5 protein-coding genes and 1 pseudogene are annotated in these 7,457 nt (G+C 44.1%); 2 read left to right on the top strand and 4 right to left on the bottom strand.

Annotated elements, in window-relative coordinates:
* Positions 1-342: 342 nt before the first annotated feature.
* The 3 genes and pseudogenes from F6K52_RS28640 to F6K52_RS28630 all read right to left on the bottom strand — a co-directional run bounded on the left by F6K52_RS28640 (position 343) and on the right by F6K52_RS28630 (position 2,620).
* Positions 343-1,518, bottom strand: coding sequence for an anhydro-N-acetylmuramic acid kinase (locus F6K52_RS28640; RefSeq protein WP_293086655.1), 1,176 nt, complete (start codon positions 1,516-1,518; stop codon positions 343-345).
* Between the two features lie 497 nt (positions 1,519-2,015).
* Positions 2,016-2,369: pseudogene (locus tag F6K52_RS28635) on the bottom strand (transposase); the annotation flags it as partial.
* A 107-nt stretch (positions 2,370-2,476) separates the two neighbouring features.
* The gene (locus F6K52_RS28630) at positions 2,477-2,620 is read right to left on the bottom strand and encodes a CopG family transcriptional regulator (RefSeq protein WP_293079334.1); all 144 of its coding nucleotides are present in this window, start codon (positions 2,618-2,620) and stop codon (positions 2,477-2,479) included.
* A gap of 67 nt (positions 2,621-2,687) precedes the next feature.
* Here F6K52_RS28630 and F6K52_RS28625 point away from each other — a divergent pair, with 67 nt between their 5' ends.
* Complete coding sequence (locus F6K52_RS28625; RefSeq protein ID WP_293086652.1) at positions 2,688-3,932, top strand: transposase; 1,245 nt, start codon at positions 2,688-2,690, stop codon at positions 3,930-3,932.
* Positions 3,933-4,223: 291 nt separating this feature from the next.
* Positions 4,224-6,323 (top strand): tetratricopeptide repeat protein, encoded by a 2,100-nt coding sequence (locus F6K52_RS28620; protein WP_293086651.1) that lies wholly within the window; start codon positions 4,224-4,226, stop codon positions 6,321-6,323.
* A 201-nt stretch (positions 6,324-6,524) separates the two neighbouring features.
* On the opposite strand, the gene F6K52_RS28615 is transcribed toward F6K52_RS28620, so the two are convergent.
* On the bottom strand, positions 6,525-7,457 hold a 933-nt coding region (locus F6K52_RS28615; protein ID WP_293086648.1), incomplete at its 5' end, for a glutamine synthetase.

Below are 7,457 nucleotides of genomic sequence, written 5' to 3'. Positions count from 1 at the left end.
GCTATACCTAAGGTTGTGGGGTTTACCCCCTCAGGTTATCCCATGGGCAAACTTCCGGCATTAGCCCAGCTCCTATGGATCAACAGACAAACTGTTGAACTCTGCTCCAAACTCACCCACGGGGGATTCTAAAGTTGCTCATGGGGAGGGGCTGTGTGCGGAACCTGCGTCCGCACCTTGTAAGCCCCGTGGGAACCTCCGCAGGTCGGAACTGCCTCACGGTCATCTCAAGCACCATTAGCAAGTTCAGGTGACGTGACCTCCCCAAGACCGTAATGGTGCCCTTGACCCGTAATTAAATTCGCCACGGGTCGCACCTGTGCATCCCTAAAATACCCAGTTTTAGGATGACTGGTGTTGGTATCTCGGAGAATACAGGTTTCCTAGACATACAGCCTCTGAAGCACCGGTTACTTGAGGGAGATTGCCGGGAATACCCAGGTTACGCCAATAAGCCAAAACAGCAAATGCGATCGCTTCTTTAAAATCCCGACTTAACCCAACCTGGTTAGTGGTTAATACTGGCACCGAATCTAATCTAATTTGCAGCTGTTGCTTCAAGTATAAATTGCTTGCCCCTCCACCACACAAGAGTACTTCATCTGGCATTTGAGGTAAGAAGTTGCGATAGCTCTCAACAATAGAGGCAACAGTGAGTTCTGTCAGTGTTGCCAGGAAATCAGCAGGAGCAAGGTTATAGGCTTCGCTTTCTACCAAACACTGCTTGAGATAATCTCGACTAAACAACTCTCGTCCGGTAGATTTTGGTGGCGGTATCTTGAAGAACTCTTGAGCAAGCCACTGTTCTACCAGAGCCTCACAGGGAGTGCCACTCGCTGCCCACTCTCCATTGTAATCATAGGTTTTGCTACCGTTGCTAAAATACTCGACAGCCAAATCTAACAGGGCATTCCCCGGACCAGTATCCCAACCATATACCTGTTCCAACCAATTCCCTTCACTAACTGGTAAGTAAGTAACATTACTAATACCACCAATATTTTGGATACATCGGTTATGGGTTGATGACCGGAGCAAACAGGCATCTATCTTAGGAACCAGAGGCGCACCTTCTCCCCCAGCAGCAATGTCAGCCACACGGAAATTGCTGATGGTCTTGATACCGGTAATCTCAGCAATCACCTCTCCCCGTCCTAGTTGAAGGCTATATCCCAGAGTCGTTACAGGTTGTTCGCCTTTGACCCCTAATGGTCGATGGTATACTGTTTGACCATGGGAACCAATTAACTCAGCGGGGGGTAACCCAGTTTGAATGGCCACTGCTGCTTGGGCAAATTGAAATGCGATCGCATCATCCAATGCTGCCAATTCTTCCATGGATAGGGGACTTCCAGCACAGACAGCTAGAATTTTTTCCCTGAGTTCAGTGGGGTAGCCATAGGTAGCACCAGCCAGTAACTCAATCTTTAAATCTAAGTCTGAGCCAGAAATCTCTACTAGTGCAGCATCGATGCCATCTACAGATGTACCGCTCATTAAGCCAATTACACGGGTCATCTTAAAATTGTGTTGGGTTAAAGTAAGCTCAAGATAGCAATATAGGATAAATACTGCAACTTATGGGTAAAGGATGTAACCGATAGCAAAAGAGGGAAAATAAAAACAGGTTTTTTTTTAGCCTTATGTTAGCTACTGACTAGTAATTAATGTTTAGTTAGTCTATTGTTAACTAGATTATTGTTTATTTTTAATAATACCAACCGAAGATGACAAAACTCCTAAGACTTTAAGCACCGGAATCCAAATAATTTGCTAATCACTTTAGCTCAGTTATTTTAAGATTTTGGTATCGTTATATTTTGGCATAAAGTCCAGCAAAAAAACCCTAAGCCCGAAGGAACGGCTCAGGGTGGTAATTAAATTTCATCTACTTCTTTTAACTCCACCATTCCTACCACTGTATCCGGAAATCAAATAATCCTTTTCCTGTTCGCGTCCTACCCGGCACCGAAGCGCTAAGGTGTCTATGGGCTTGTGACTACTCCCACATCAAATCAAAGATTATGATGTGGGCTTCTCAAATTCACAAATGAGACTTGCTGCTCCTGGCCATAGGCCTCCGCTAAGCGAACGATATCCTGTATCGATTTACCACAGCCATTAAGCGGCAGTCCTACCGCCATTAATGCGCGATTGAGAATATTGATACCGCTGTTCCAATCCCGGTCAATCGAAACACCACAACTGGAACAGTTATGAACTCTGTCACTCAGGTCTTTCTCGACTCTTGAGCCACAGTTAAAGCACTCAATACTTGTGCCCCGTGGGTTGACTTTCTCGATTAACAAACCGCGTTTGAGCGCTACTGCTTGTAGGATTTCCAGAAATAACCCCCACGCCGCATCATGAGGTGCGACCCGTGGCGAATTTAATTCGCCAACGGAAAGCGCACCTTTGGTTAAAACTTTATGATTAAGGCTGCCTTAATAAACAGGTTTCATCTCCGGGATCAATTTTACACAGAATCTTTCGGAACAGGGAAGCGAGCTATCAAACTCCTGAGTAACTCAGAACAAGTCATTCCCCTGCGGTCAGCTTCCTGTTTCAGTTGCTTCTTTTCAAAGCTAGTTAACCTAATCATTAAATTTTTATCTTTCATTTTGACTTGACATCTGTAAAGACGGATAATATCCTAATAATAGGTCGAAAAACAAGAGGTTACAATAATGAGATCAGCGTATCAGTATCGGTTAAGACTGACCAATTCACAAGAATCGGAAATAGAAAGATGGCTTGATATGCTGCGGCACCAATACAACTATCTATTGGCTGATAGGTTTAACTGGTACGAACAAAATCGCTGTTCTATTAACTCTTGCCCTCTTGTTTGCTATCTACCAGATTTAAGGAATAATCCAGACTATTTCTCTCAAAAAAAGACTCTCCCTCAGCTAAAGAAAGACAGACCCTGGTACAGTGTAGTTCAATCACAAGTCCTCCAAGACTGTGTCAAAAGAGTCGATCTAGCTTTTAAACGGTTTCTAAAAGGGGACAGCAATGGAAAAAAGAGCGGAAAGCCTCGCTTTAAAGGAAAAAATAGGTATAAGTCATTCACTTTCCCCTCTCTGTCTAAGAACCCAATAAATGGCAATATTTTAACTCTTCCAAAATTTGGAAAGGTTAAGATGATCTATCATCGGCCAATCCCAGAAGGGTTCAAAATAAAGACGGCTACTATAACTCGAAAGGCTGATGGCTATTACGTCACGCTGTCAATTCAAGATGATACCGTACCGGAATTTATTCCAGTAGACAGTGCGACCAATCCCGTCGGAATAGACATGGGTCTTAAGTCGTTTCTAGTAAAGTCCGATGGCTCAGAGGTGTCAATCCCTCAATACTACAGAAAGGCTCAGAAACGATTAAAAAAGATCCAAAAAGCTGTCAGCAGATCAAAGAAAGGTAGCAACAATAGAAAAAAGGCGGTCAGTAAACTAGGTAAAGCTCATAAAAAGGTAGCTGACACCAGAAAAGACTTTCATTTTAAAACAGCGAAGGAGTTACTAGATGTCCACGATTTAGTTGCTCATGAGAAGTTAAACATTAAAGGACTAGCTAGGACTAAACTAGCCAAGTCTATATTAGACGCTGGTTGGGGACAATTTCTGTCTATATTGTCAGTCAAAGCCGTTCGCGTAGCGTGGCCTACGGCCTTAAATGCTGGACTAATAACGAAGGCAGTGAACCCCCGAAACACTAGTCAAAACTGCTCCAATTGTGGCAAAAAAGTACCCAAAAAACTAAAAGACCGCACTCATTCTTGTCCTCATTGTGGTTATGTAGCTGACAGAGATGTAAATGCGGCAATTAATATATTAAATTTGGCGGTGGGGCATCCCGTCAGCAGTAAAGCTTACCGAGCAACCGAACCGTTGGGTGGTGTTGGTAAGAAGCCTACACTGAACCTGTAAGGTCAGTGTGGGAGTATGTCACGGTAAGAGGATTTTTATTGAACTACGAAGGCACAAACTACCCGAAAAAGTCTAGGGCGTGTTTAGAGGATTGGTAGCGATCGCTTTCGTTGGTGTTGGGGTAAAACATTTCGATGATGATACCTATAACTGTGTCTTTGGCAGGATTGCTGGGAATATTATGAGTGTAACCGCTAATTTTAAGTCAACTACAATACTCCTTCAGCACCAAAGATGAAAAGTTTCCCGTTTCAAGTAGTAGTATCCTTAGCTACTTTTATCACGACAAGTATGGCTAGTGCTAATGCTCAAAGTGTCGTTGCTCAGATGGATTTTGACCGCCGTAACACCTCGACAGAGAAAGTTGCTGCACAAGGGAGAATGATCAATGAGTTGTGGCAACAAGCCAGTCAGTTACGAGGAATTGGTAAGTATAGTGAAGAGATAACGATACTAGAGCAGATTGTAAAACTTCAGCCAGACTCTTTTTTAGCTTGGTATTGGCGAGGGGATACCTTGAGTAGTTTAGGCCAGTACGAAGCCGCGATCGCTTCCTATGATCAAGCGATTAAAATTAAGCCCAATTACCTTTTAGCGTGGTTTGAGAAAGGCAAGGCAAACCATAAACTAAAACGATACAATGCGGTGATTACGGCCTGGAAGCAAGCACTTTCAATTCAAGCCACATCAGAATTTGAACAGCAGTTGGTACAGACAATTATTCCCCAAAAAATTGCCAGTGTGCTGCTTTATGATTTGAAACAGTATTCTGAGGCGATCGCATTCTACAACCAAGTACTGGAAGTAGATGCCAAAGCTGCTCCAATTTGGATTGACCGAGGCACAGCTTTTTATCAACTCGGTCGATATGAAAAAGCAATCACGGATTGTGACAAGGCGATTCAGCTTGATGCTCGAAACTCTCTGGCTTGGAAACAGCGAGGATTTGCCCTCTATCGCATCGGTCGCTACGAACATGCGATCGCTTCCTTTAAAAAAGCAGCAAAATACGAGCCTGACGATGTGGAAGTCGCTGGATTACTGACAGTGTTACAAACTTCAGGAGAATCTCAAGGGCAGTTACAAACTTCACAGCAGAGACTGGTTGCGGTTCGCACTGAGATCAGTACGGCTGAAGAAAAACTCCTTCTTCTTCGTAGTAAAACTCAGACAGCAACAGCACAGCTTGAATCTTCTCAAGTCCAAGTGCGTCAATCTCAGCAGCAGTTAGTTGCTCTTAGAGGCGACATTCAAAGCGCACAATCACAACTAGAATCTTCTCAAGTAAAAGTGCGTCAATCTCAGCAGCAGTTAGTCGCTGTGCGAGGCGAAATTCAAAGCGCACAATCACAACTAGAATCTTCTCAAGTAAAAGTGCGTCAATCTCAGCAGCAGTTAGTCGCTCTCACAGGCGAAATTAAAAGCGCACAGTCACAACTAGAATCTTCTCAAGTAAAAGTACGTCAATCTCAGCAGCAGTTAGTTGCTCTCACAGGCGAAATTAAAACTACCCAAGAACGGCTTAAATCTTTCAAGGCAGAACAAAAAAGCTTTGAAAAGAAACTAGTAGCTGTGCGAGGGGAAATTAAAACTTCCCAAGAACGGCTAGAAGCCTCTCGCCGTGAACAAAAAAGCTTTGAACAGAAACTAGTGGCTGTGCGAGGGGAAATCAAAACCTCTCAAGAACGGTTAGAAGCTTCTCGCCGTGAACAACGAAGCTTTGAACAGAAACTAGTGGCTGTGCGAGGGGAAATCAAAACCTCTCAAGAACGGTTAGAAGCTTCTCGCCGTGAACAACAAAGCTTTGAACAGAAACTAGTGGCTATGCGAGGGGAAATCAAAACCTCTCAAGAACGGCTAGAAGCCTCTCGCCGTGAACAACGAAGCTTTGAACAGAAACTAGTGGCTGTACGAAAGGAAATTAAAACTTCCCAAGAACGGCGAGAAGCTTCTCGCCGTGAACAACGAAGCTTTGAACAGAAACTAGTGGCTGTGCGAGGGGAAATCAAAACTTCCCAAGAACGGCTAGAAGCTTCTCGCCGTGAACAACGAAGCTTTGAACAAAAACTAGTGGCTGTGCGAGGGGAAATCAAAACTTCCCAAGAACAGCGAGACACTTTCCGCACTGAAGTAAAGACATCACAAGAGCGTTTAGTTGCTATTCGAGGAGAAATACGCAGTTTGGAAGAGAAAATAAATGTATCTCAGGGAAAATTACGTCAATTAAATGATAAAAAGCAAGTTGCAGCGGAGAATCTACGTGTTGCAGAAATTCAGTACTGTGGTTTACAAGAAAAGCTGAGTGAATTGGAGGTAGCAATAAGCCGAATCAGGGGGACACAACAGGCATCCTACGAAGTCAAACGTTGCCCTCTTGCCAATCAAAGATAGACACGGTTGCGATTATATCAAGTGGGATTTTTTGTCAGATTACGTCCCCTTTCTAATTTGAAATAAAAACAACTATGCGTAAGCATTCAGCTATCAGCTTAAAGCTTATGCTAGCACCTCAAGTAGCCTGCGTGGCACAGGCTAGAAGCCTGTGAAGTAGCGCATTAGCTGACGGCTGAATCCTTACCAATATCAATACTATCAATATCGCTCTAATAAAAGCTCGACTTCTTCTTCTAACTCAAAATCTTTCATTGCCTCCCACTCGGCTTTCTTTACCGCTAGATACGCTTGAGCCAATTCTACTCCTAAGGCATCCAACAGTATTTGATCAGCACTTAAGTTACCAATCGCTTCCCCTAAAGTAGTTGGCAATAACTCAATACCTCTCTGGCTACGTTCTAATTCTGTCAAATGTCCTGGATCTACTGCTACAGATTCTCCCAATTCCAAACTGTTACGAATTCCATCCAAGCCAGCCGCAATTACTGCTCCCAAGGCTAGATAAGGATTAGAAGAAGCATCAACAGTTTTCAGTTCAAAATTGGTTGGACTGTTACCATCTGGGTTACTCGGTACCCTGACCGCAGCCTCTCGGTTATCGATTCCCCAACAACGGAACGCGCCACTCCAGCAATGAGGGCGAATCCGTCGATAGGAATTAGTACTGGGTGTAGTTACTGCCATTAAAGCAGGTAAATGGTGTAAAATTCCAGCAATAAACTGACAGGCAACTTGGGAAAGTCCCCCATCCCCTTCTGGATTGAGTAACAGGTTTTTCCCATCCCGCCATAGGCTGAGGTGGAGGTGACAACCATTACCCGCTTGGTCAGCTAGGATTTTGGGCAGAAATGAGGCAACTAGGTGATGTTGAAATGCGATCGCTTTTACTGTCTCCCGGAAGGCTATTTGTTGATCTGCCGCTGGTAGGGCTTGGGTGTATAGTATAGAAATTTCCTGTTGACCAGGACCAGATTCTGGGTAATACTGCTCTACAGGCATCCCTTGCTCTACCAAGGCTTCAGCAATATGGTCAATCACCTGCTGATGTTGATCCATTGCCAGCGTCGAGGCAAATACGCTATTGTCTACCGGTAGAATCCCCTCAGGAGTTGGCTGCAGCAGGTAAAACTC

It is taken from the genome of Moorena sp. SIO3H5, assembly GCF_010692395.1.
Classification (GTDB): domain Bacteria; phylum Cyanobacteriota; class Cyanobacteriia; order Cyanobacteriales; family Coleofasciculaceae; genus Moorena.
Note: the sequence above shows the minus strand (reverse complement) of the source record. Positions and strands in the feature narration are given on the sequence as shown.